The organism is Polaromonas sp. P1_E11 (genome assembly GCF_056405995.1).
Map to the genome: position 1 here is coordinate 135,251 of NZ_JBFUBA010000005.1, position 22,700 is coordinate 157,950.

Genomic DNA, 22,700 nt, shown 5'->3' on the forward strand with positions numbered 1-22,700 from the left:
CTAAATTGTAGGTGCCTGTATGTGCCTGGGCCCGTCAGACAAAGCCGGGAAAGCGTAAATTTAGGCATCAAATCGGCCTCCAGCCCGCACAGAACGAGCGCAAGCAGCTACTGATTTGATAGCAGTCGACACCAAACACGATGCGAAGCGAGTAACGCCAAGGCCAGCGGGGGCCGCGGAACCGGCTTTGCCGGGCCGCAGGCGCCGTCCCCTGCAAGGGGAAAAGGGCTACACGCAGTGAGCCCGATAGGGGTGTACTAATTTTTACCGTGGGGGCTACCAACCCAACCCCATATGCAGCGGCAAATACACCGCCATGCCGGCCAGGATGGTGCCCAGCACGCCGTGACGCCAGTAATACCAGGCGGTGCCGGCGACTACTGCAAAGAGCCGCGCGTCTTTCCAGGTTGCGATGAAGTGGCCCTGCGTCATCACCATTTCCGGCACGATCACTGCGGCCAGCGCAGCAATGGGCGCGTAGTGCAGGCCGCGCTGCGCCCAACCGGGCAGCGTCCAGGGCTTGCTGGAGAGAAAAAAGAAGGAGCGCGTGAGGACGGTCATCAGCGTCATACCGATGATGGTCACCACCGTCCAGAGATCCGTCTGGTTCATGCTGCGTCTCCGGTTCCGGGAGTGGATACCGCAGGCTTGGCCGGCGCTGATTTTTCCAGCACCAGGCAGACGATGACGGCCACGGCAATGCCCACCAGGATATTGAGCTTGAGCGGCAAGGCGAAGGTGGCGACAGCGGCGGCACCCGCGATGGCTGCAGACACCGCGCGCAGTCGGGTGGTGGCCAGCGACCACATGATGCCCAGCAGCGCCAGGATGCCGGCAAAGCCCAGGCCCCAGGACAGCGGAATGGAATTGGCCAGCGCGATGCCCACCAGCGTGGCGCCCACCCAGCTGACCCAGCTCATGCCGCAGCTGCCTACCCAGTAGGCGTCCTGGGCTTCAATGCCGGCAACATCGGTGGCCGGGTGCGGGAAGCGTTTGGTAAAGAGAACATAGTTCAGGTCGGCCATGCCGTAGCCAAAAGCCATGCGGCGCCACAGGCTCTGGTGCATCACATAGGGGCGCAGGTGGGCGCTGAAGACCATGAAGCGCAGGTTGACGCAAAACGAGGTGGCCAGAATCACCCACATGGGTGCGCCAGCCACGATAAGTGGCAAGGCTGCCAATTGGGAACTGCCGGCAAAAACCAGCACCGCCATCAGCAGCACCTCGATAAGACTCATGCCCGACTTGACCATCGCCACACCTGTCATCAGGCCCCAGGCGGCGATACCCGGCGCGACGGTGGCGAGCTCACTCACCCCGAGCCGGAAGTCCGGATGCTTGAACAATGTCTTCACAAAAACCCCACCCTTTTCTGTCCCGTCATTTTTTTCACCCCTGTTTGGCGATATCCGGTTGAATGAAGACCATGCCGGGACGGATCTCAAATCCCCGCAAAAATTCGGATGCATCCAGCGCCTTGCCGCCGGCTTTTTGAAGCCGGCTCATGCGCAGGACGCCATCGGCAGCACAAATGTCCACACCTTGTGGCCCTGCGGTCAGCACTTCACCGGCCGGGGCCCCACTCGGCCGGCGCACATCCGCCAGAACTTCGGCACGCCAGAACTTGAGGGTTTGCCCGTCGACAACACCGGCCGCGCCGGGAAACGGGTTGAACGCCCGGATGCGCCGCTCGAGTACGGCAGCGCTTTGCGACCAGTCCAGCCATGCCTCATGTTTTTCAATTTTGTGTGCGTAAGTGATGCCCTCTGCGGGCTGAGAGACCGCCTGCAGGCCTCCGCATGCCGCGATCTCGAGGGCCTCCACGATGAGCTGCCCGCCCAGATTGGCCAGCCTGTCGTGCAGCGAAGCCGTGGTGTCGCCGGGTGCGATGCGCAGCTTTTCCGTCAGGAGCATGTCGCCCGTGTCCAGCCCGGCATCCATTTGCATGATGGTGACGCCGGTTTCCGGATCACCGGCTTCGATGGCCCGGTGAATCGGTGCGGCGCCGCGCCATCTCGGCAACAGCGACGCGTGGATATTGAGGCAGCCCAACCGCGGTGCATCCAGAACCCACTGCGGAAGAATGAGTCCATAGGCTGCCACCACCATGACGTCCGCGCGCGCTGCGGTGATGGCTTTGTGCGCTGCGGCTGCATCGTCAGGGAATTTGCCGTCCAGCCGCAAGCTTCTGGGTTGGGCAATGGGTGTGTGTAAGGTTTCGGCCCATTGCTTGACGGGCGAAGCCTGCAGTTTCATGCCGCGGCCTGCCGGGCGGTCAGGCTGGCTCAGTACGAGGGGAATCTCAAAACCGGCCGCATGCAGTTTTTCAAGGGCCACACGGGCGAACTCAGGGGTACCGGCAAAAATGACACGCATGGAGTCCGATTCTAAAGACTCCTAGGGAAATCCCGTGGTTCCGGCGCGGTACAACGCGCCGACGTACATACGGACAAAATTAACGGGCCGAGTCACGCTCCTCGTCTTTTTTCTGCTTGATCATCTTGGTTTTGATGCGGTTGCGTTTCAGCGGGGACAGGTACTCCACAAACACCTTGCCCATCAGGTGGTCCATTTCATGCTGGATGCAAACCGCCAGCATGCCTTCGGCTGTGTGCACCTGCAGCTTTCCGTCAAGATCCAGCGCCTGTACCTTGATGGAGGTAGAACGTTCCACGCCGTCATAAATACCAGGCACCGACAGGCAGCCTTCGTCGCCCACGCGTGTTTCTTCACTGGCCCAGACAATCTCGGGATTGATCAACACCAGGGGCTGGTTCCGGTCTTCGCTGACATCAATCACAACCAGACGCTCATGGACATCCACCTGGGTTGCCGCCAGGCCAATGCCTTCTGCCGCATACATTGTTTCAAGCATGCCGTCGACCAGCTTGCGCAGGCGTGCATCAACGGCCGCCACGGGCTTGGCAACGGTGTGGAGGCGGGGGTCAGGGTAACGAAGAATGGTTAACTGGCTCATGGAGGAAGGCTGGGCAATGGGTGAGATGTCGCTATTTTCGCCACTTTTCTCTGTTTTTCGGCATCCTGATATTCCCAGAATCGCGTATTCGTTGCTTAATCAAGGGCTTAGGTACAAAATCGTTAGTGATTTATCAAGATATGCACACCGTTTTTTCGTGGGGCTACCCCCCCGAAAACGCCGTACTAGCCCCATAAAAGCGCCGAAGGCCTACAAGATGCAAACAATTTCTGGTCGTTTCAGTCAAATTTCAATAGCCGCCGCAGCTCTTTTGGGCATCTCGGTCGGCTTGCATGCTCAGAACTTCCCCATCACGGCCGACCAAAAAGCCACGGCGGCCCAAGTGGCCCAGACAGGCGTTCCCCTGGGCGACCTGGCCCCCAATGCACCCGATACCTACACCGTGAAGCGCGGCGACACCTTGTGGGCAATTTCCGGTTTATTCCTGAAAAACGCCTGGCGCTGGCCCGAGCTGTGGGGCATGAACCTCCAGGACATCCGCAATCCTCACCGCATTTACCCGGGGCAACAGCTCTACCTGGAGAAATCCAATGGGCGTGCCGTTTTACGGACCCGCCAGGCCCAAACCGATGGCCCGCCGACAGACACCGTACGCGTTTCTCCGCGCACCCGCTTTGAAACCCTGGCGGACGCATCCATTCCCACGATCGCGCCCAACCTGATCGAGCCCTTCCTGAATGAGGCCTTGATCGTCGACGAGGCCGTGCTTTCCAATGCGCCCCGCATTGTGGCGGCCCAGGAAGGCCGCGTTCTGCTTAGCCGCGGAGATCGCGCCTATGCGCGCAGCCAATACGGTACCGGCAGCACCACCGGCAAACCCCTGAGCACCGAAAAAGGCGAACCGCTCAATTACCGGGTGTTTCGCAACGCAACACCGCTCAAAGACCCGACGACCAAGGCAATTCTGGGCTATGAGGCGCAATATGTCGGCAAGGCGGAATTAGCGCGCGGCGAATCCGTCACGGAAACAGCCGGTAAAGATGGCAAACCGCAATCCGAAATCGTGCCGGCGACGATCGACATCGTTGCCACCAAGGAGGAAATGCGCGTGGGTGACCGGCTGCTGGTCGAGCCACCCCGCGAGTTGCTGAACTACATACCGCACGCGCCTTCTTCTGCCGTTGCCGGACAGATCGTGTCGATTTACGGCAGTGCCGTGACCAATGCCGCAGAGAACCAGGTCGTGGTCATCAATCGCGGCGCCAGGGACGGCATGGAGCGTGGCCATGTTATGGCCATCCTCAAGGACGGTGAGCGGCTGCTGGACAAAACCGACAGTAGTCGTACACCGATCAAGTTGCCCAACGAACGAAATGGCCTGATGATGGTGTTTCGCACTTTTGACGCCGTTTCCTATGCCCTCGTCCTGCAGGTGACCGACGGCGTGAAGGTTGGGGATCGCTTCGTCAATCCCAACTAAGCCTGCGGACAACCAACGCACGAACTCGGGCAGCCCGGGGCCCTCGACGTTCGAGACAAGTTTTCGAATTCGTTGACCCTTTCTTTCAGCCCCTGGCCATCACGTGGAAAAACAAGAGCTCCGGGCCTGGTTGCGCCTGACCCTCTCGACGGGGGTGGGAAATGAGAATTCCCGCAAGCTGTTAGCCGCGTTTGGCTCAGCTCAGGGGATTTTTGACCAGGATTCGACGGCTCTGGAACAACTGGGGTCTGAGAAACTGGCACGAGCTCTCCAGGCAGAACCTCCGAATCTGGCGGCCCAGTTGCAAATGACACTGGAATGGCTGCAAGCTGGGGATGACCGGCGCGTGGTCGCGTTGGGAGATGCGGCCTACCCCACAGCCCTGCTCGACATTGCGGATCCTCCACTGATGCTCTATATGCTCGGCAAGCAGGTACGCTCACCGCAGGCGCCGTCGCAACACAGCGCTTCCCACATCGCAATCGTAGGCAGCCGCAATCCGACGCCGCAAGGCGAAACCAACGCGCGCCAATTCGCCAAAGCACTTGCCGGCGCAAATCTTTGCATCGTGTCGGGACTGGCTCTGGGAATTGACGGCGCGGCGCATGACGGCGCCATGCAGGGCGGTGGGGATACCATTGCCGTGGTGGGTACCGGACTTGACCGCGTTTATCCCAAAAAACATCTCGAGCTGGCGCACCGTATTGCGCAGCAAGGCATGCTCATCAGCGAATTCCCGCTCGGCACGCCTCCGCTGACCGCGAACTTCCCGAGACGCAACCGCATTATTTCCGGCCTGTCGCTGGGCACTCTGGTCATCGAGGCAGCCATGCAATCCGGCTCACTGATCACCGCGCGGCTGGCTGCCGAACAGGGCAAAGAAGTGTTTGCCATACCTGGCTCCATCCATTCGCCCCAGTCACGCGGCTGCCATGCGCTGATCAAGCAGGGAGCCAAGCTGGTGGAAACTGCGCAGGACGTATTGGAGGAATTAAATCTCCCTGCGCGGGGCGTGGCGCCGGGTGCAGTGGCATATAAGCCAACAGAGGAAGAAACCGGCCCATTGGTCGAGCCCTCTCCATCTACCGCCCTGATCGCCGCACTGGGATTCGACGTGGTGAGCCTGGACACACTACAGGCGCGCACCGGGATCGAAACAGCCTTGCTGCAGGGACAGTTGCTTGAGCTGGAACTCGACGGACAGGTTTTCAGGCTTCCCGGCGGCTTGTTCCAGCGACGCGCTGACGCATAAACACCGCACTCTTTTCACCGGCTTGACAATGCTGCCGCCAACTGCGTTATATTGGACGCATGTTCGAAGTACTTGTGTACGTCTACGAAAATTACTGGCAAGGTGACGCTTGCCCCGAACTTCAGCGGCTCGGCCGCAAACTGACAGCGGCGGGCTTTGAAGCGGAAGAAATCCAGGCGGCCCTCGTCTGGCTCGACGGCTTGAATATCGCCGCCCAAGGCACGCAAATCAGCCTGCCGGCTACTACCCCGTCAGAGCTCACCGAGCCCGGCGTGCATCCTGTCATTCAGCCTCAATCCCCCGATAGCCTTCGCGTTTATTCGGTTGCCGAGCAAACCCAACTTGGCGCACAGAGCCTGGGATTTGTGAGCTTCCTTGAGTCGTCCGGCGTATTGCCTCCGCACATGCGCGAGATTGTGATTGACCGCGCCATGGCGGCACCGGGCGACCCAGTCACGCTGGATGACCTGAAAATCATCGTATTGATGGTCTATTGGAGTTTCGGCGAAGAACCCGATGCGCTGGTTCTGGATGAATTGTGCGACGACGCGGAAGGTCGCCTTGCTCACTGAATAGCACTGCGGCGCAAAAACGACATTTTTTACACCGGTTGCCCGGCCGTTCCGGACAACGAAACCTTTAGCCGAGCAAACGCTCAGGATTTGCATCCAGCTTGGCAAGCGCATCGCGCGTGGCACGTACCGTGAGCGCCTCCTCTTCCGTGGGCACCAGCAAACCCGACTGCAGGTAGGCCGCGAGCCGACGAGCCTGGATCAGGAAGTTCCGGCCGTCGGCGGAAGCAAACAGGTGCAACTGCTTGCGATCACTGCACCAGGCAAACTGCACATGGCTGATTTTGCCGTTGTGGTCCAGGCTGAACCATGTGCCCAGTTGGAGCTCCCGGGCCCACGCGCGCATGGCTTCCGTGGGCTGGCTGCCGCCATCGGCAATCACTTCAATGTCGGTCGCATCGATCCCGATCATGGTGACGAGGCTGTCCGTATCCAGCGGCAGGTCGCCGACGTCCTCATCGGAAAGATAGTCTTCCAGGTTCATCAGCCGTTTGGCCATGATCTCCACCCGCTCCTGGGAAATGGTGTCGGTTTTGGACATGAACGCATCGGCCAGCGTATCGCTGATGATCTTCAGGTGCCCATCCTGGTCGGGCACGCCCAGGCCCAGCATGGACATGCCCAGGCGCAGCAGCTGCAGCAATTTCGGCAGGTCCGCAATCACGCGGGCACGGTCGTTACGGTTCGGTTTGGCGCTCGCGGCCCACACCAGATCAGCGGCGGCCCGCTTGAGCGTAATGGTTTCCTCGTGCTGAGGCCCGTTCTTCATCGCGGCGATTGCCAGTACTTCGGCCCATACCTTGAAGAGGAATTCGCGGATCTCGTCACGAACCGGCATGTCATTGAGCATGTTCCGCATCTCAATGGTGTACTGGATCGTCATGGTCTCTTTTTGTTCGACCTGTTGCGCGACGCTCACAACACGGGCGGCGCTGCCATGCTCGGAAAGGAATTTGGATAAAAACTTTTCGAACTCGTCATAAACCAGCTGAAACACCCGGCGCCCTGTTTCGGGATACTGCTCTATCACCTGCACGATGCGCTTGACTTCGGACTCCATGGCACCGCCGGCCACCGTAACGTCAAAGCCCAGCACGCAGGAACCCATACGGTCAATCAGGCGGCGAGCAGGATGCTGCAGCGATTCAAAGAACTCCGGCTCGGAAATCGCCACACGCAATACCGGCATCTGCAAGCGGGCAAACCAGACCCGGATCACCGGCGGAATGCGGTCTTCAGCAAGAATGCTCTGGAACATCAGCGCGACTATTTCAATCGTCGCCTTCTCGGAGGAGGTGGATGCCGCCTGCTTGAGCGTGTTGGTTCGTTCCCGCAAGGCAGTTGCAGCATTGTCGACATGCACCTGTCCATAAATCTGCCCTTGCGCATCTGCGAGCAAGGTACGCTCTGCACCGGTTTCTTCCTGCTTCTGCACGCTGACCATCGCCTGCGCGAGCTGAGGCGAAGCCTGTGTGGGGCGGGTATCGTCGAACCCTGCGACCTGGTTCGACAGCAAACGCTTGAGGTGCCCCATCACACCCTGGGCCCTCATCCGTGCCCTGGCGAGCGGCGTGGTCGCCGTTTGCATGCGGGTTTCATCGTAGACTGCGCTGCCTTGCCTGGATACACCTGCTGGCTGCGACCCTGCTCCTTCGGACGCAGCACCTGAAAAAGCTGCACCCTGGCGGCCGGCAGAGGCTGAAGATCGCCCGCCGCCCATACCCTGAACACGGCTAACAGGCCCATCGCCCTGGCCTCCGCCAAAACCACGTGCGCCACCGCTTTCGGACCCGCCGGCCCTGGAGCCGGTTTCGCCGCCGAATTTTCCGCGTTCTTTCTCAGGACTGGAGGCTTTCCTGGCAGACGCCCCGGCATCCGCTGCGGAGGGAGTGCGCTTGACCAGCGGCCGTAAATCAATTTCCGCCATCACCCCCTGCTGCACCAAAAATTCGTTGGTGGCATGGTAAGTCTCCAGCAGGTGTGTACCCATGTCCTTCTGGATGACATCCTGGACAACAAGCCACACATCCCGTGGCAGCGATGCAAGACTCCATTGTTCAACCATGTGCTGCGCAAGCACTTCGGGCCGAAGAATGTCCTGCTTGTGCAGTTCCGCGATGGCTTCGAGGTTCTGGATGCGCAGCCGGAGGTCGTTCAACTCCCAACTCGCAAAATCCAGCAGCCGAAGCGCAAGCCGCGAAGCGAGGATTTTGTCCTCCATCACGTCGTTACCCATCAATTCAAATTTGCCGCTGTCGGCAAACCTCGAGGGCGAATTTGGCGCGGGAATCGTCTGGGCAGTGGTCCATGCGGCGGTTGTGCCACGGACCCAGGTGGCGCCACTTTTCTGAAAAGCCATCCAGGCGTCACGCCGGTCCTGCATCTCACGGACGCTGCCGGTCTGATCAACTGCGGCGGTGAGCCTGTCTTGAATGGTTTTCGCCAGCACAGGCAGTACGCGTACAGCACGCTCCGTGAACAGCGCACGTGCCTGCTCGACCAGAAGCCTGTTATTTTTGTTACTTGGAGCCACAACCGCCCTAGGATGATTAAGTCATAGCTTACACCGTGGCCCCGGCGTTGGGGTCATTGGGATCTTCGTCTTTTTTGGCCGGCCCTTTCACCAGGTCTTCACGGCGAATGCCAAGCCACATGGCGATTGCAGCGGCCACAAATACCGACGAATAGATCCCGAACAGGATGCCGATGGTCAGCGCCAGGGCAAAGTAAAACAGGGTCGGCCCGCCAAAGAGAAGCATGGACAGCACCATGATCTGGGTGGAACCGTGGGTAATGATGGTACGGCTGATGGTGGATGTGATCGCGTTATCGATGATCTCGGTGGTATTCATCTTGCGGTACCGGCGAAAATTCTCGCGAATCCGGTCAAAAATCACCACCGATTCATTGACCGAGTAGCCCAGCACCGCGAGTACGGCAGCCAGCACTGCCAGCGAAAACTCCCATTGGAAAAAAGCGAAAAACCCCAGAATAATCACGACGTCGTGCAAATTGGCGATGATGGCCGCCACGGCATATTTCCATTCAAAGCGGAAAGCCAGATAGACCATGATGCCGAAAACCACCATGGCGAGCGCCTTTAGCCCGTCGTGGGCGAGTTCCTCGCCCACCTGCGGACCGACGAATTCCGTGCGCCGCAGCGTCACATCCGGGCTGGCAGCTTTCAGGGCCGCAAGCACCTTGTCACTCTGCTGCGCGGTGCTTACGCCCTTTTGTGCCGGCAAGCGGATCATCACGTCGCGTGAGGTGCCAAAGTTCTGGACCTGCACATCGGCGAAGCCCAACCCCGCCACCGTATCGCGGATTTTTCCGACATCGGCAGCCTGGGTGTAATTCACCTCCATCAAGGTGCCGCCGGTGAATTCGACGGACAGGTGCAAGCCGCGCGAGAACAGGAAGAATACGGCCAGAGCGAACGTGGCAAAGCTGATCGCATTGAAGATCAGGGCATGCCGCATAAACGGAATGTCACGCCGGATTTTGAAAAATTCCATCTGGAGTCCTTGGGAAATTCAGGGAAAAGGGCCGGGCTTACTTCGCAACCGCACCCGAAGTGGCGGGCCGCCACACGGTGCCAATGGAAACCGTCTTAAGCTTCTTTTGGCGGCCGTACCAGAGGTTGACCAGGCCGCGCGAGAAAAACACCGCCGAGAACATGCTGGTCAGAATACCGATGCAATGCACAACCGCAAAGCCGCGGACCGGGCCGGAACCAAAAGCCAGCAAGGCAAGACCCACGATCAATGTCGAGGTGTTGGAGTCCAGAATGGTCGCCCAGGCCCGCTCATAACCTGCATGAATTGCCGCTTGCGCGGAGGCACCGTTTCGCAATTCTTCCCGCACACGCTCATTGATCAGCACATTGGAGTCGATGGCCATACCCAGCGCAAGCGCCATCGCCGCCATGCCAGGCAAGGTCAGGGTAGCCTGCAGCATGGACAGCACCGCGACGAGCAACAACAGGTTGACGGCAAGCGCCAGGCCTGAAAACAGGCCAAAAAGCATGTAGTAGGCCGCCATAAAAGCCACGATCACGACGAAGCCCCACGACACACTGTGAAAGCCCTTGGCAATGTTGTCGGCGCCCAGCGTCGGGCCAATGGTGCGCTCTTCAATGATTTCCATGGGAGCGGCCAGCGAGCCTGCGCGCAGCAGCAGGGCGAGATCGTTGGCTGCGTTGATGTTCATGGCGCCCGAGATGCTGAACCGCGTACCCAACTCACCGCGAATGGTTGCCACCGAAATAGCCTGGCCTTTACCCTTTTCGAACAGCAGGATGGCCATCGGCTTGTCCATGTTCTCGCGGCTTGTTTCGCGCATCACCCGCCCGCCCTTGGCATCCAGCGTCAGGGATACATTGGGTTCCTGCTTTTGCGAATCGAAACCAGCCTGGGCATCCGTCAGGCTCTCGCCGGTAACAAGGACTTGCTTCTTCACAATCACCGGATTGCCGCTGATATCAGGGAATTTTTCCGAGCCGAAGGGCACCATGCCTCCCCCGGTCATGGCTGCGCGGGCCCCGGCGCTGTCATCCACCAGCCTCATTTCCAGGGTCGCCGTGCGCCCCAGAATATCCTTGGCTTTGGCCGTGTCCTGCACGCCCGGCAGCTGCACCACAATGCGGTCTGCGCCTTGTTGCTGGATCACCGGCTCAGCCACCCCGAGCTCGTTGATCCGGTTGTGCAGCGTCACCATGTTCTGCTTGAGAGCCTGGTCCTGGATGCGGCGCGCAGCCTCGGGCTTGATCGTGGCCGTCAGTTTGTACTCGGTTCCTTCCGGCGCCTCCACCGTCTGCAGGTCTGGAAACTGGTCCTGAATCAGGCTTTTGGCAGATGCCAGCGTCGCAGAGTCACGCACCTTGACTTCAATAGCCTGGCCGTTGCGGGCGATGCCGCCGTGCCGGATATTTTTCTCGCGCAACGATACCCGGAGGTCTCCGGCCAGGGACTCGGCGCGCTTGGTCAGCGCGGCCTGCATGTCCACCTGCAGCATGAAGTGCACGCCTCCGCGTAAATCCAGCCCCAGATACATGGGGTTTGCATGCAGCCATGTCAGCCAGGCAGGCGATCGGGACACCAGGTTAAGCGCCACCACATAACCGGAGTCCCCTGCATCAGGGGCCAGCGCTTTCTGGATCGCGTCCTTGGCCTTGAGTTGCGTGTCGGTATCGCCAAACCGCGCCTTGACGGAATTACCGTCCAGGGTGATGACATCCGCCGCAATGCCGGCTTCCTTCAGTGTTTGCTCCACTTTCGCCATCGTCGTACTGTCGATCTTGACGGTGGACTTGGCGCTGGAAACCTGGACCGCAGGAGCTTCGCCGAAAAAGTTAGGCAGCGTGTACAGGGCTGCGACGATGAGCGCGATCACAATGATGGCGTACTTCCAGGCCGGATAACGATTCATGAGAGGGCTGTTCCTGGTGGACGAATGAACAATGTCAGGCCTGCCGGCCGTTGCGGTCGGCGAAAGCCTTATTTGGCTGGATTGATGGCGCCTTTGGGCAGCACCTGGATGATCGCGCTGCGCTGCAACTGGACTTCGACGCCCGGCGCCAGTTCGAGGGTCAGGTACACGTCGCCCAGCTTGGTCACCTTGCCCAACAGGCCGCCTGCGGTGGCGACTTCGTCACCTTTGGCCAGCGCCTCAATCATGGAGCGGTGCTCTTTCTGCTTTTTCATCTGCGGGCGGATCATGACGAAATACAGCACCACAAACATCAGCACCAGAGGCAACATGCCCGTGAGTGAGGACATCATGTCGCCGCCGGCAGCAGCGGCAGGAGCGGTTTGGGCAAAGGCAGAAGAAATGAACACGGCTAACTCCACAACGTTTTAAAAACAAACTGGCGCGCGTCGTCCGGCACGGACGGGGCGCAGAGTTCACGATTGTATGCGGCGGGGCATCCGCAGAAGGGGGTAACTGGCGCGCTCCAGGGGCTTTTCAAGCCGGAGTTGCGCGCAAAGGGCTGCTGCAAGCTCCGCAGCAAAGCCGTCCCATGAAGAAACACCGGGCCGGCGGCGAGGCCAGTGCCGGCCTGGGCTTTAAGCCGCTTCCCGCTGGACGGTAGATCCGGGGGTACGAAAGGATTGCATCAACGCGGCCCACTGGGGCCGCGCGGCGGCCAGGTGGCGCGCCTTGACATGGCCATAACCCTTGATCATTTCCGGAATCCGGGCGATTTCGACCGCCACGGGATGGTTTTCAGCGCTCAGGCCGGCCAAAACCTCCTCCACGCTGGCGCGGTATTCCTCAATCAGAGCCCGCTCCGTGCGGCGCTCTTCGGTGCGCCCAAAGACATCCAGCGGCGTGCCGCGCAGGCCCTTGAGGCGGGCCAGCACCTTGAATGCGCCTAGCATCCAGGGGCCGAATTGCTGCTTTTGCAGCTCACCCTTCTCGTTTTTGGACGCAATCATGGGCGGTGCCAGGTGATAGTTGAGCTTGAAGTCGCCTTCAAACATGCCGTTGACTTTGTCCAGAAAGCCAGTGTCGGTGTGCAGGCGCGCCACTTCGTATTCATCTTTGTAAGCCATGAGTTTGAAAAGGTACTTGGCCACAGCCTCGGTCAGCAGCGTCTTGCCCAGCGGCGCTTCCGCAGCGCGCACCTTCTCCACAAAAGCCTGGTAGGTCTGCGCATAAGCCGCGTTCTGATAGGCCGTCAGGAAGTCAACCCGCTTGGCCAGCATGTCCGCCAGCGACGGGCGCTTCACAAACTCGATCACCTGGGCCGCCTTGAACAAGGCCTGTACCGCCGCCAGGTCGTGCGCGCAGCGCCGGCCCCACTCAAAGGCGGCCTTGTTGTTGTCAACCTGCACAGCGTTGAGCTCAATCGCGCGCATCAGCGCGGCGTGCGACAGCGGCACCCGGCCTTTTTGCCAGGCAAAGCCGAGCATGAGCGGGTTGGTGTAGATCGAATCCCCCACCAGCTGCACCGCGACCTGCTCAGCATCAAAGCTGCCGAGCAAGTCAGCACCCACTGCGGCGGTCACGGCCGTCTCGCAATTGCCGCCCGGGAACTGCCAGGCGGGGTTGGTCACAAAGGCCGCCGTCGGCGTACCGTGTGAATTCATCGCCACATAGGTGCGGCCTGGCTGCATGACCGTCAGCGTGTACTTGCTGGCGGCCACGATCGGGTCGCAGCCGATCACCAGATCCGCCTTGGCGGTGTCGACCTTGGTGGTGTAGATGGCCTCCGGCCGGTTGGCGATCTGGATATGGCTCCAGGTGGCGCCGCCTTTTTGCGCCAGGCCGCCCGCGTCCTGCGTGACCACACCCTTGCCTTCAATGTGGGCTGCCATGCCCAGCAATTGGCCGATGGTGATGACGCCGGTGCCGCCCACGCCACCCACCACGATGCCCCAGGCGTTTTCCGCCACCGGCAACACGGGCTCGGGAACCGCAAACAGACTGCTGGGCGCGCCCTTCTTGTCTTTTTTGGGCTTCTTCAGCTGCCCGCCCTCAACGGTGACAAAGCTCGGGCAAAAGCCCTTCACGCAGGAGTAATCCTTGTTGCAGGTGTTCTGGTTGATGCGGCGTTTGCGGCCGAACTCGGTTTCCAGCGGCTCCACCGACAGGCAATTCGACTGCACCGAGCAATCGCCGCAGCCCTCGCAGACCAGCTCGTTGATGACCACGCGTTTTTCAGGGTCGACCAGGGTGCCGCGTTTGCGGCGGCGGCGCTTTTCGGTCGCGCAGGTCTGGTCGTAAATGATGGCGGTCGTGCCCTTGAGTTCACGGAACTCGCGCTGGATGCGGTCCAGCTCATCGCGGTGGTGCACCGTCACACCGTCGAGCAGCGGCGCGCCGTCATATTTTTGCGGCTCATCGGTCACGATGACCAGCTTGGCCACGCCTTCGGCACGCAGGCTTTGCATGATCTGCAGCACCGAGTGGCCTTCGGGCCGCTCGCCGACCTGCTGGCCGCCCGTCATGGCCACCGCGTCGTTGTAAAGGATTTTGTAGGTGATGTTCACGCCCGAGGCGATGGCCTGGCGGATCGCCAGCAGCCCGCTGTGGAAGTAGGTGCCGTCGCCCAGGTTGGCAAAAATGTGTTCGTCGGTCGTGAAAGCCGCCTGGCCCACCCAGGTCACGCCTTCGCCGCCCATCTGGGTGAAGGTGGAGGTGGAGCGGTCCATCCAGGTTGCCATGTAGTGGCAGCCGATGCCGGCCACGGCGCGCGAGCCCTCGGGCACGCGCGTGCTGGTGTTGTGCGGACAGCCGCTGCAAAACCAGGGTGCGCGCTCGCCGGTGTCGGACTTGCCTGCGGCCAGTGCGCGTTCGCGGCCCTCAATAATGGCCAGGCGTTCGTCCATGCGGGAGATGATGTCGGCCGGCACGCCCAGCTTCTTCAGGCGTTTGGCAATCGCCTTGGCGATGATGGCCGGCGTGAGGTCGGCCTTGGCGCGCAGCAGCCAGTTGTCGCTCGGGTTGGAGCGCCCCCATTCGCCGCCCGACTGGTCGCCTTCGGGCTCGTCGAACTTGCCCAGCACATTGGGGCGCACGTCAGCGCGCCAGTTGTAGAGCTCTTCCTTGATCTGGTACTCGATGACCTGGCGTTTTTCTTCGACCACCAGGATTTCCTGCAGGCCTTCAGCAAAGTCGCGCGTGATGGTGGCTTCCAGCGGCCAGACCACGTTGACCTTGTGCAGGCGGATGCCCAGCTGGTGGCAGGTGTCTTCGTCCAGGCCCAGGTCGGCCAGCGCCTGGCGCGTGTCGTTGAAGGCCTTGCCGCTGGCGATCAGGCCGAAGCGGTCTTTGGGGCCGGCGATGACGTTGTAGTTGAGCTTGTTGGCGCGGATGTACGCGAGCGCCGCATACCATTTGTAGTCCATCAGCCGGGCTTCCTGCTCCAGCGGGGCATCCGGCCAGCGGATGTGCAGGCCGCCAGGCGGCATCTCGAAGTCTTCGGGAATGATGATCTTCACGCGGTCCGGGTCGACCAGGATGGAGCTCGATGACTCGACGACCTCCTGGATGGTTTTCATGCCCGACCAGACACCGGAAAAACGGCTCATGGCAAACGCGTGCAGCCCCATGTCGAGGATGTCCTGCACGTTGGACGGAAAGAACACCGGCAGGCCGCAGGCCTTGAAGATGTGGTCGCTCTGGTGGGCGGCGGTGGAGCTCTTGGACACATGGTCGTCGCCGGCAATGGCGATCACGCCACCGTGTTTGGCGGTGCCCGCCATGTTGGCGTGCTTGAAGACATCCGAGCAGCGGTCCACGCCCGGGCCCTTGCCGTACCAGATGCCGAACACGCCGTCGAATTTTTTGCTTTGCGGGTACAGGTCCAGCTGCTGCGTGCCCCAGACGGCGGTCGCGCCCAGCTCTTCATTGACGCCGGGCTGGAACACGATGTTCTGCGCGGCCAGGTGCTTTTTGGCGGCCCACAGGGCCTGGTCATAACCGCCCAATGGCGAGCCGCGGTAGCCGCTGATAAAACCCGCCGTATTCAGCCCTTCGATTGCATCGCGCGTGCGCTGCAGCATGGGCAGGCGAACCAGCGCCTGGACGCCGCTCATGAAGGCGCGGCCATGGCCCAAGCTGTATTTGTCATCCAAGGTGACGGTTTCCAGGGCCTTGCGGATGTGTTCAGGTAGGGGCGCGTTCATGTTCGTGGGTCTCCAGGACTGTTTTTTAGTACTGCCTTGTGGGCAGGCTGGCAGAAGGGCTACACCCGGATAGGGGTCTCCCTCTAGTTGCATGCAAAGTGTATGCCGCCAGCCGTGATATGTCTTTGCTTTGTTTGCCCGATTTAGGCCACTTTCAGAAAGAATATTGCTGTAAAGTGGCGAATATGGAAACGTTAGATAAGTTCGATATCGCCATCCTGAATGAGTTGCAACTCGACGCCCGGTTGACGAACACGGAACTCGCCTCGCGTGTGGGACTGTCGGCCGCGCCCTGCTGGCGGCGCGTGCGGGCGCTGGAAGAAAGCGGCTTCATCACCGGCTACCGGGCCGAGATTAACCGCCACAAAATCGGGCTGGGCGTGCTGGCTTTTGTCCGGCTGGACGCTGACCGCAACAGTGGCGACGCAACGCGCCAGCTGGAAGAAGCCATCAAAAAGCTGCCCGAAATCGTCTCCTGCCACTACATCAGCGGCACCGGCACCTTTGAGCTGCAGGTGGTGGCGCAAGACCTGGAAGCCTTCAGCAAATTTGCGCTGCAGAACCTGATCAACCTGCCCAATGTAAAAGACCTGCACACCAGTTTTTCGCTGGGCGAAGTCAAAGCCAGCAGCGCGCTGCCACTCGGGCACCTGACGCGGATTACAGCCTAAAATTCAAGAAAATAGTGCCTGTAACCCTTTACCGACGGGCGCAACCAGCTATTGATTTAATAGCATCAAGCTCTCTCGCTGTGCACAATGCCCGCGCATGAAACCCCTGCAAGACAACGCTTCAAGGAGTCCCGCATGAAACCATCTTCCAGCCCCGCCTCTTTGGCCTTTATGCTTTTTATGGCCCTGGCGCCCGCCCTGCAAGCGCAACCAGCTATCAATTCAGGAGCAAGCCCGGAGGCACTGCCCATGCGCAACCTGCAGATCGAAGTGCGGCAGGCCGGCAGCAGCCTGCGCGCCCAGAGCGCCCTCGGCGCGCAGGGCGGCGTTGTGCTGCAACCGGGCCGTTCGGGCCTCAATGCCCAGATCACAGCCCAAGAGAGCCAGCGCAGCGATTCACGCGACCTGGTGCAGCGCGTGCTGGTGCTCAATGGCCGCAACGCCAACATCAACCTGGGCAACAGCCAGCCGCTGCGGCTGGTACAGGCGCGCCAGGCCGGCACCGTGTTCATCGAGGCCAACAGCGGCTTTTCAGCCAGGCCCACCTGGTACGGCGGCGACAGCGTGGAGCTGGAACTGGCCGCGGGGCAGGCCAGCCGCACAGGCTCGTCGCCGCAGGCTCCCGTGTCCTCATCGTCCACCAGCACCTCGCTGACCGTTCGCCTCGGGGAATGGGTCACCGTGGCCGAGTCGGACGATGCGGGCGCCGGCAGCAGCAGCGGCATCGCCGACAGCCGGCAATCGACCCGTCGGGACGGTATGAGGGTGGAGGTCCGCCTCTCCGTGCGCTAAAAGAAGCCGTCCACAAATCCCGGTGAAACGGCTGTGGCACGGCAGTTCCGCACAACAACGCAAAGAGGTTTTTCCAGGGAATCAGTCGCGCACGCAGTGTGCCGTCAGCGGCAGCAGCGGATAACGCAGCACCGCCTCGCGGCCGCTGGCGCCCAGGCCAAACTCGGCGCGCATGCGCGGATTGCTGTACACCGTCTGCTGCGCACCCTGGCCGCCTGCGTCGCGAAACAGCAGGTCCGAGCCGCCGGCGCTATCCAGCACGGCGGTGTCGTCCACAAACTTCACCTTGAAGTCAGCGCCGTGTTCGCAGCGGTACTGCGCGGCAGACGAAGGCCCGCCACCTGCCGCGCAGGCTGCCAGCACAAGCGCTCCGGTCACCGCCACCAAGGCCATCCCGGTTCGGGCCGACAGTTGTTTCATGGAATCTCCTTCAGCTTGCCCAACGTTTCGAGCACTCACTTCGGCCAGAGCACCCAGAGCCGCAGCGGCTGGTTGACACGCGCCGCCAGCAGGCCGGCTTCGGGGCCGGTTCCGGCAAAGTAATCGGCCCTGACCGCACCCACGATGGCGCTGCCGGTGTCCTGCGCCAGCACCAGCTTCTGCAGGTTGGCCGCACTGCCACGGGACGCCAGCCACACCGGCGTGCCGTAGGGAATGCTTCCCGGGTCAACTGCAATCGAGCGGCCGGGTGTCAGCGCCACGCCCTGCGCACCTTTGGGCCCAAAGGCAGTATCCAGTTCACCCAGCGGCTGCTCCTGGAAAAAAGTGTAGCGCGGGTTGCTCCAGAGCATTTGTTGCGCGCGCTGCGGATTTTTCGCAACCCATGCCTTGGTGGACTCCACCCAGGGCGCCGTCATGCGGCCTTCGCCCTGCTCCAGCAGCCACTGGGTCACGCTGCGAAACGGCTGCTCGTTCGAGCCGGCATAGGCCACACGCACGACACGCTGTGAGCCATCGGCTTCGGTGATGTTCAATCGGCCCGAGCCTTGTATGTGCAGCGACATCGCCTCGACCGGGTCGGCCAGCCAGGCGATCTCGCGCCCGCGCAGCGCCGCTTTGGCTTCAGCAAGGGTGTCGATTTCCTGCCGGGAGAACCACGGCTTGCGGCTGCCCAGGGATGCGGGAGGACGGTACAGCGGCACCTCGTAGCCCGCACCGGGCTGCCGGCTGGCCCTGAGCACAGGCTCGTAGTAACTGGTCAGCAGCCCCTCGGCAACGCCTTGCAGGCTCTCCACCCGGTAGGGCTGCAAGCGCCTGACCATCCAGTTGCGCTGCTCATCCGCAGACGCAATGCTAAGGCGCCGGATCTCACCGCACAGCGGTGCAAAGCCCGGGCCGGGACGCTCGCAGCTCTTGAGCCAGGCGTTCCAGGCCTCAAACAGCACGTCTTCTTCGAAGCCGGGCAACTCGGCCCAGCGGACCGCGACCCAGCGGCTTTTCCCCTGCACCATGGGCGCAGGCAATGGGCCGGTATCGCCGGCGCGCACACCCGGGGCTGGGGGCTCGCCCGCCGGGATGGCCGAAGGCGGCCGGGGCGGGCTTGCGCAGGAAGCAAGCAGCGCCGCCATGGCGATAATTGGGACAAGCCGCATGGAACGCATTGACGGCGGCACAGGCATCGAAGCCTTTTTTGAAATCCAAGGAAATGTCATGGCCCTACTTTTGCTCGAAGCCCTGGGGGCGTTGCTGCTGCTGGTGTTCATTGTGTGGTGGACGATGTTTTCGGGCCGTAAAAATGGCGAATTGAAGGAATCGGTCCACTCAGAGACCCCGGCAGAGCCCGAAAAAAAATAAGCCCGGCGCAGCGCTGCAATTACAGGTTACGCAACAGATTGGCCAGTTCCACCGCCGACTTGACACCCATTTTGTCAAAAACCCGGGCACGGTGGACCTCCACCGTGCGCACACTGATGTCAAGCTGGTCCGCCACCAGCTTGTTGGGCAGCCCACCCACCACCAGCTTCATCACATCACGCTCACGGTCTGTCAGGCCGTCAAGACGGGCCTGCAGGCCCGTCGACTCGCTATGCTGCGCCAGTGCCCCGGCGGAATGGTTCAGCGCCTGTTCAATGCGGTCTACCAATGCGTTGTCTGAAAAGGGTTTTTCGCAAAAATCAAAAGCGCCGCGCTTGACCGCGTCGACAGCCGTGGGAACGTCCGCATGGCCCGTCAAAAAGATCACCGGCAGCGTGGGCAGCAAGCCGTAGGCAATCAGCTTCTCAAACATGGCCAGACCGCTCAGGCCCGCCATGCGTACATCCAGCAGCACGCAGGAAGGCGACTTGACCGCGAATTGCTGTGATACGCGCGCATCAAACGCCTCTGCACTGTCGAAGGTTTCGCTCAGCAGGCGGCGCGAGCGCAGCAGCCAGGCCAGCGCGTCGCGCACGCTGGCATCGTCGTCGACGATATAAACCGTGGCATTTTGTATGGGTTCCATGCTGTGTCCTTCAGGCTGTATGCGCACCTGCATCATGCGGCAGGGCCGCCGGCAGGGTGAAACTGAAAATCGTACCCCGCGGCTGGGCGGGCTCAAACCCCAGGAAGCCGCCGTGCTGCTCAATCACCGTGCGGCACAGGCTCAGGCCCAGCCCCATGCCCTCTTCCTTGGTGGTGAAAAATGGCGTGAAGAGCTGCTCGGCCACTTCACTGGAAATGCCTTCACCGCAATCCATCACCGCAAATTCCACCCAGCGGCTCTGCGCGTTCGATGCGGCCGGACGGATACGCAGCGTCAGCACTTTCTCCCGCGGGGCCGCCTCCGCCGCCCCGCCTTCATGGGCCGCAGCCTGCATCGCCTGCATGCCGTTGCGCGAGAGGTTGAGAAGAACTTGCTCAACCATGGTGCGGTCACACAGCACGGGCGTGCAGGTCTCGTCGACCTCGATCACCACGCGCACGCCGAGCTTGCGTGCCTGAAGGGTCACCAGCGGCATGATGGCGTCCAGCAGGGCGCGGGGCTGCACGGCTTCACGCACCTGATCGCGCCGCCTCACAAAATCATGCACGCTCTTGATGACCTTTCCCGCGCGTTCGGCCTGCTCCGCAATGCGGCGCATGGCCAACTGCAAATCTTCCGACAACGGCGCCACCGCCAAGCTGGCATTCGCTCCCAGCGGCTTGTCATGGTCCATGCCATCCTGCAGCAGATTGAGTGAGCCGGTAGCGTAGCTTGAAATGGCGGCCAGCGGCTGGTTGAGTTCGTGGCTGAGCAGTGAAGCCATCTCACCAACCATCGCCAGCCGTGCGGTAGCCTGCAGGCGGTCCTGGCTGGCACGGGAAAGCTCTTCCACCCGGCGCTGTTCGCTGACGTCCAGAATCGCACTCATCCAGCCGGTGTGCTTGCCCACAGCGTTGATCAGCGGGGCCTCCATGATCAGCACGGGGAACCGCGTGCCATCGCGCCGCATGAACACCGACTCGTGGCCCTCCCTGGGCAGGCTGTTGCCTGCCAGCCGGATTTCCTGGCGCTGCTGGTACACACCGGCCAGTTCGGGTGGCCAATAGGGCGAGGGAAAGCTCTGGTTGAGCAGGTCCTTGGCGTCCACGCCAACCATCTTGCAAAACGCCGGGTTCACGTAAGTGATGCGCCCTTGCAGGTCACGCGCGCGCAGGCCGGTCAGCACAGAGTCCTCCATGGCCTTGCGAAAAGCCAGGGCCTCGCCGAGGTCATGCTCGACTTTCAGCCTGCGGCGCATATCCCTTGCAAGAAGGTACAGCACGGCAAGCAGCGCCAGGGACATGGCGGTTACCAGTGCGGTGAGCACATTGGGGAAAAGAGCCGGCGTGCCCAGCCGGCTTTCCATCCTGACCACCAGCGTATTGCCGGGCAGGTCCAGCAACTGTTGCGCAATATAGATACGGCTGCCGCGCGAAGGCACGCCTTGCAGGGCCAGGCGCGTGCCGTCCGCTTCGGTAAAAGACAGGCCGATGCCCCGTGCGAGCTGGCGGCCGACCAGTTCCCCCAGAATGTCCTGCAGCGAATAGGTGACCACGCTATACCCCGTGAGGCGCCCCGACACCGTGATGGGCAGGCACATGTCGAGCACTTCCAGGCCCAGGCCATCGCGCTGCGGCATGAAATAACTGGTGGAGTAAGCCGCACCGCTCAGGCGCCGAGCCGTGGTGCAGGTCAGGCTCACGTCGGTTTGCAAACTGCCCCGCCCGAGCCGCTCGAACACCGAAGTGCGATAGGGCGTCTCCACAAACCCGAGCACATCGAGCGCTTCGTTGCGCCATTCAAGCCGCATGATTTCACGGCGCTCGCGAAGCAGCTCGGCGGCGGATGAATGCCACGACTCCGGTGTGCGGTCGCTGGACTGCAGCGCCTGCAAGGTCTGGATATTGCGCGTCAGTCCCGAGCGGATGTCGGTCACGGCTTCCGCTGCGTCATGCTCCAGCCGGCTTTGCACCATGCTGGACTCATACCGTCCCGCCAGCCACACCAGAATGCCCAGCAACGCGACCAGCAGGGCCACCAGCAGGGCCCACAGGGACCAGCGCTTGCTGGCGCGGCTGACGCCGTTTGCAAACGGAAACCTCACGCGGCCAGCCTCATAGGAAGCGATGGTTCAATGCAGGCAAACGGTTTCGCACGCCTTCCGTGTGAGTGGTGGAGATTTCACCCGGAACAACGCCTGCACCCTCAGCCTGCTGGGCCACCACCTCACCCCAGGGATCCACCAGCATGCTGTGGCCCCAGGTACGGCGGCCGTTTTCATGCGTACCGCCCTGCGCCGCCGCAATGACATAGGCCTGGTTTTCAATGGCACGTGCGCGCAACAGCACTTCCCAATGCGCCTGCCCGGTGGTGTAAGTAAAAGCACTGGGCACCAGCAATACATCGGCCTTCAGGGCGCGGTACAACTCCGGGAAGCGCAGGTCATAACAAATGCTCATGCCGACAGCGTAGACATGGCCATCGCGGGAAGCCAGATCAAACCGGACGGGCTGTGCGCCGGGCTCCAGCACACGCGTCTCGTCATAGTCTTCCTTTCCCTGCGCAAAGCGAAAAAGATGGATCTTGTCGTACCGCGCGATGCACTGGCCCGTCGGCGCATAGGCCAGCGAACAGTTGCGCGCGCGCGCCGGATCAGACGTGGCCATGGGCAGCGTGCCGCCTACGATCCACAGGCCGAGCTCACGCGCCGACCGGCTCAGGAAGTCCTGTATCAAGCCCGTTCCGACGCTCTCCTGGACTTTCAGCTTGTCGGTGTCCTTGAAGCCCATGATGCAGAAATACTCCGGCAGCACGGCCAGTTCGGCGCCTTGGGCCGCAGCCTGTTCAAGCAGGCTGCGCGCCGCGGCAAGGTTGTCCTGCACGCGCGTACCTGAGACCATCTGGATGGCAGCTATCTTCATGG

20 protein-coding genes are annotated in these 22,700 nt (G+C 61.5%); 6 read left to right on the top strand and 14 right to left on the bottom strand.

Annotated features, from left to right (window positions below):
• Nucleotides 1-276 precede the first annotated feature (276 nt).
• The 4 genes from AC1D11_RS17855 to def all read right to left on the bottom strand — a co-directional run bounded on the left by AC1D11_RS17855 (nt 277) and on the right by def (nt 2,977).
• Nucleotides 277-612: an AzlD domain-containing protein gene (locus AC1D11_RS17855; RefSeq protein ID WP_477647217.1), complete on the bottom strand. Its 336-nt coding sequence runs from the start codon at nt 610-612 to the stop codon at nt 277-279.
• Entirely contained in the window at nt 609-1,355 is a 747-nt protein-coding gene (locus AC1D11_RS17860; protein WP_477647218.1) for an AzlC family ABC transporter permease, read from the bottom strand. The genes AC1D11_RS17855 and AC1D11_RS17860 overlap by 4 nt, the downstream gene beginning before the upstream one ends.
• Before the next feature lie 34 nt (nt 1,356-1,389).
• On the bottom strand, nt 1,390-2,376 hold the full coding sequence (gene fmt, locus AC1D11_RS17865) for a methionyl-tRNA formyltransferase (protein ID WP_477647219.1): 987 nt from the start codon (nt 2,374-2,376) through the stop codon (nt 1,390-1,392).
• Between the two features lie 79 nt (nt 2,377-2,455).
• Nucleotides 2,456-2,977: a peptide deformylase gene (gene def / locus AC1D11_RS17870; protein ID WP_477647220.1), complete on the bottom strand. Its 522-nt coding sequence runs from the start codon at nt 2,975-2,977 to the stop codon at nt 2,456-2,458.
• Between the two features lie 217 nt (nt 2,978-3,194).
• Here def and AC1D11_RS17875 point away from each other — a divergent pair, with 217 nt between their 5' ends.
• The 3 genes from AC1D11_RS17875 to AC1D11_RS17885 all read left to right on the top strand — a co-directional run bounded on the left by AC1D11_RS17875 (nt 3,195) and on the right by AC1D11_RS17885 (nt 6,242).
• On the top strand, nt 3,195-4,418 hold the full coding sequence (locus AC1D11_RS17875; RefSeq protein ID WP_477647236.1) for a LysM peptidoglycan-binding domain-containing protein: 1,224 nt from the start codon (nt 3,195-3,197) through the stop codon (nt 4,416-4,418).
• 103 nt (nt 4,419-4,521) lie between these two features.
• The gene (gene dprA, locus AC1D11_RS17880; RefSeq protein WP_477649013.1) at nt 4,522-5,670 is read left to right on the top strand and encodes a DNA-processing protein DprA; all 1,149 of its coding nucleotides are present in this window, start codon (nt 4,522-4,524) and stop codon (nt 5,668-5,670) included.
• 59 nt (nt 5,671-5,729) lie between these two features.
• A complete protein-coding gene (locus tag AC1D11_RS17885; protein WP_477649014.1) occupies nt 5,730-6,242 on the top strand; it encodes a Smg family protein in 513 nt (170 codons plus the stop codon).
• 67 nt (nt 6,243-6,309) lie between these two features.
• Here the strand turns inward: AC1D11_RS17885 and AC1D11_RS17890 are convergent, their stop codons facing one another.
• From AC1D11_RS17890 to AC1D11_RS17910, 5 genes are all read right to left on the bottom strand, one after another.
• Nucleotides 6,310-8,775 (bottom strand): DUF1631 family protein, encoded by a 2,466-nt coding sequence (locus tag AC1D11_RS17890; RefSeq protein ID WP_477649015.1) that lies wholly within the window; start codon nt 8,773-8,775, stop codon nt 6,310-6,312.
• Nucleotides 8,776-8,803: 28 nt separating this feature from the next.
• The gene (gene secF / locus AC1D11_RS17895) at nt 8,804-9,757 is read right to left on the bottom strand and encodes a protein translocase subunit SecF (protein WP_477649016.1); all 954 of its coding nucleotides are present in this window, start codon (nt 9,755-9,757) and stop codon (nt 8,804-8,806) included.
• Between the two features lie 37 nt (nt 9,758-9,794).
• Nucleotides 9,795-11,669 carry a protein translocase subunit SecD gene (gene secD, locus AC1D11_RS17900; protein WP_477649017.1) on the bottom strand — a complete coding sequence of 625 codons (1,875 nt, stop codon included), beginning with the start codon at nt 11,667-11,669 and terminating at the stop codon, nt 9,795-9,797.
• Nucleotides 11,670-11,737: 68 nt separating this feature from the next.
• A complete protein-coding gene (gene yajC / locus AC1D11_RS17905; RefSeq protein WP_477649018.1) occupies nt 11,738-12,079 on the bottom strand; it encodes a preprotein translocase subunit YajC in 342 nt (113 codons plus the stop codon).
• Between the two features lie 228 nt (nt 12,080-12,307).
• A complete protein-coding gene (locus AC1D11_RS17910; protein WP_477649019.1) occupies nt 12,308-15,874 on the bottom strand; it encodes an indolepyruvate ferredoxin oxidoreductase family protein in 3,567 nt (1,188 codons plus the stop codon).
• Nucleotides 15,875-16,059: 185 nt separating this feature from the next.
• Here AC1D11_RS17910 and AC1D11_RS17915 point away from each other — a divergent pair, with 185 nt between their 5' ends.
• Both AC1D11_RS17915 and AC1D11_RS17920 read left to right on the top strand, forming a co-directional pair.
• Nucleotides 16,060-16,545 (top strand): Lrp/AsnC family transcriptional regulator, encoded by a 486-nt coding sequence (locus AC1D11_RS17915; RefSeq protein ID WP_477649020.1) that lies wholly within the window; start codon nt 16,060-16,062, stop codon nt 16,543-16,545.
• Between the two features lie 135 nt (nt 16,546-16,680).
• Nucleotides 16,681-17,337: a hypothetical protein gene (locus AC1D11_RS17920; protein WP_477649021.1), complete on the top strand. Its 657-nt coding sequence runs from the start codon at nt 16,681-16,683 to the stop codon at nt 17,335-17,337.
• Nucleotides 17,338-17,418: 81 nt separating this feature from the next.
• Here AC1D11_RS17920 and AC1D11_RS17925 read toward each other — a convergent pair whose 3' ends face one another.
• Both AC1D11_RS17925 and mltA read right to left on the bottom strand, forming a co-directional pair.
• On the bottom strand, nt 17,419-17,757 hold the full coding sequence (locus tag AC1D11_RS17925) for a hypothetical protein (RefSeq protein WP_477649022.1): 339 nt from the start codon (nt 17,755-17,757) through the stop codon (nt 17,419-17,421).
• Between the two features lie 35 nt (nt 17,758-17,792).
• Nucleotides 17,793-18,938, bottom strand: a complete 1,146-nt coding sequence (gene mltA, locus AC1D11_RS17930; protein ID WP_477649023.1) for a murein transglycosylase A — start codon at nt 18,936-18,938, stop codon at nt 17,793-17,795.
• Between mltA and AC1D11_RS17935 the strand changes: the two genes are divergently transcribed.
• Entirely contained in the window at nt 18,928-19,131 is a 204-nt protein-coding gene (locus tag AC1D11_RS17935; protein ID WP_477649024.1) for a hypothetical protein, read from the top strand. The two genes, mltA and AC1D11_RS17935, sit on opposite strands and share 11 nt — an antisense overlap.
• Nucleotides 19,132-19,150: 19 nt before the next feature.
• Here the strand turns inward: AC1D11_RS17935 and AC1D11_RS17940 are convergent, their stop codons facing one another.
• From AC1D11_RS17940 to AC1D11_RS17950, 3 genes are read right to left on the bottom strand one after another with little or no spacing between them, the layout of a single operon-like run.
• Nucleotides 19,151-19,777: a response regulator transcription factor gene (locus AC1D11_RS17940; RefSeq protein ID WP_457282424.1), complete on the bottom strand. Its 627-nt coding sequence runs from the start codon at nt 19,775-19,777 to the stop codon at nt 19,151-19,153.
• Between the two features lie 10 nt (nt 19,778-19,787).
• Complete coding sequence (locus AC1D11_RS17945) at nt 19,788-21,881, bottom strand: two-component system sensor histidine kinase NtrB (protein ID WP_477649025.1); 2,094 nt, start codon at nt 21,879-21,881, stop codon at nt 19,788-19,790.
• Nucleotides 21,882-21,891: 10 nt separating this feature from the next.
• Nucleotides 21,892-22,698, bottom strand: a complete 807-nt coding sequence (locus AC1D11_RS17950; protein WP_477649026.1) for a carbon-nitrogen hydrolase family protein — start codon at nt 22,696-22,698, stop codon at nt 21,892-21,894.
• Nucleotides 22,699-22,700: the final 2 nt, after the last annotated feature.